Annotated in this window: 3 protein-coding genes; all 3 read right to left on the reverse strand. The window is 31.7% G+C overall.

All coding sequences use genetic code 11. The features are described from left to right. Positions 1 to 109: 109 nt before the first annotated feature. The 3 genes from ACFSBH_RS12360 to ACFSBH_RS12370 all read right to left on the reverse strand — a co-directional run bounded on the left by ACFSBH_RS12360 (position 110) and on the right by ACFSBH_RS12370 (position 1984). Positions 110 to 571: a GNAT family N-acetyltransferase gene (locus ACFSBH_RS12360; RefSeq protein WP_251516739.1), complete on the reverse strand. Its 462-nt coding sequence runs from the start codon at positions 569 to 571 to the stop codon at positions 110 to 112. Positions 572 to 720: 149 nt separating this feature from the next. Beyond that, positions 721 to 1425, reverse strand: coding sequence for a DUF5694 domain-containing protein (locus tag ACFSBH_RS12365; RefSeq protein WP_251516741.1), 705 nt, complete (start codon positions 1423 to 1425; stop codon positions 721 to 723). A gap of 100 nt (positions 1426 to 1525) precedes the next feature. Next, positions 1526 to 1984: a VanZ family protein gene (locus tag ACFSBH_RS12370; RefSeq protein ID WP_251518050.1), complete on the reverse strand. Its 459-nt coding sequence runs from the start codon at positions 1982 to 1984 to the stop codon at positions 1526 to 1528. Positions 1985 to 2203: the final 219 nt, after the last annotated feature.

A 2203-nucleotide genomic window follows, 5' to 3' on the forward strand; every position in this document is an offset into this window, starting at 1 on the left:
TGTAGTGGAGGGTTATTTGGCATACGTAATTTTAGTATATCATGAGAGAATTAATTTTTTTAGAGAAAAATATTGACAACTATTAGCTGGTTTAGCACAATAAGAGATTTTATAAATACCCCTTCATCCTAATTACTTTACCATCAACCTCTGGACCAATTTCTTTCATTCCATTTTTTCTATAAAAATTGATTGCTCCAGTGTTTGAGGGGGAAACTCTTAGATGATACTCACTAACTTTATTATTCTCAAAAAATTGTATTGCGTAGTCATGTAATTCTTTTCCTTTACCTTTTCCCCGCATTTCAGGAATTAAGTAATATAAATTTACATACCCAATTTTTTTACCTTCAAATTCTCGAATAGTTAACTCTAGTTGTCCAATATATTTACCGTCCTCTACAACTAAGACAAAGCCTTTTGAGAAATCCTTTATTTTTTCATCTAACCAACGTAAATACTCCTCTTCATCAAATCCCGAAGCATCTCCAAAACTTACTTTAAAAGAGTCTTTCCGAAATTCAACTACTTTATCTCGATCCTTCTTTATTTCAATTTCCTTGAATTCCACTTTATCCCCCCTAATAAAGTCTCTTTCCTTCTTCTTTGTTCACTAATGTACTCTATTAGATTATAGATTCTACAAAAAAGTGCTTTTATCCTTCATTCAGAATTGCACCCTTTAGTGCAATAAGAATTGAATTTTAGAGGTGTTTAAATTCAAGTTAGATAATTCAGGGGCTGGACAACCTTACAGACTTCACTTTCTTCAATAAATTTATTAACAATTGTTGAATGTGAACAACCCACTATAAATAGGATCCGTTCCTCCTGTATATTAATGAGACGTGTTAAATTTGAGAACATAATCAAATTCCTTTTGTACCACCAACTTAACCATTTCATACCAACATAATTGTTGAAGTCACCGATGCGTGCAATATTTACATACATCTTATGCAACGTATTAAGCCAAGAGGGGTCATTTAACTCTCTATAATAATCTAATATACTCGTATTATCCGTTAATTCTGGTATATAAATCCCATCGTAAATTTCACTAAAAAGTTCTGGTTGATTTTCTTTTGCCCACTTCTCCATATCTCCATATTCCATTCCAGCATTATCTATCCAATCTATCGGATAGATCTCTTCATGTTTCAACATTCTCCCTAATCGGAAACCAATTTGAAATATTTCATTCATTTCTAGGTTATATGTACCATCATTATATTTTCTATATTTATTATTTAATAGCTCGGTCTTATCAACTGCCATTTCAACAGCTATCTTTGTTGGTTTAAAACTTGCTAATTTAGATACTAAATCCTCAATTTCAATTTGCCTTTTTTCCGAATATAAATCTTCATGTTCAGCCATGTGAAAAGTTCCGAGTACAAGAACTTTTGCATTTTCACTTTTCAATGAAAAACCCTCCTTGTATACTGCCCTTTTATTTGTATAATTCAACAAGAGAGGGTGCATATCCTTCTTTAAGGATTGCACCCGTTAGTGAAGAAGCATATCATCTTGAATTTCGTTGGGTTAGCCTCTTAATCAGAGTAAAAAACATAAACCCTAATAACGCTCCAAGAGTATTTAAAATTAAATCATCAACATCAAAGCTACCTAAGATAGGGAAGAGCAATTGAATGATTTCAAATGTTAAACTGAAGCAAAAAGAAACCAATAATATTGTTATAAACTTTTGAAATCTACTAATTAAAATAGGTAAAAGAAAGCCAAATGGCATAAAGATTACAATATTCCCTAAGATATTTTGAACACTAACTGTGAAAGTATCGGAAACAATGTAATTTATAATTGTCGCAAAAGGAACGAAGTTCATTTGGAAATGGTTTAATCCTAATTCCAAATTTTGCACAAGATAAGATATCGGCATATATTTAATCAATATTACTTTAATCAATACAGCGATGTATAGAACAAACACTAACCATAAAAATACTTTTAATAACTTCAATTTTCTCCCCCCAATATATTTTCATTGATTACAGATATGCTGCCTGCATAATACAATAAATTAGACAAAAAGAGCGTTAATCCTTCTTGGATCTTCTTGGATTAACGCACCCGTTCGTATTATAAGGTTAACCAGATGTTAAATATTTCTGGTTGACCTTATTTTTTATGGTCTTATTATTACATTGTAGCCGGGGCAGGACGGACGCACCCGTGGGAC

It is taken from the genome of Oceanobacillus luteolus, assembly GCF_042678205.1.
Classification (GTDB): domain Bacteria; phylum Bacillota; class Bacilli; order Bacillales; family Amphibacillaceae; genus Oceanobacillus; species Oceanobacillus luteolus.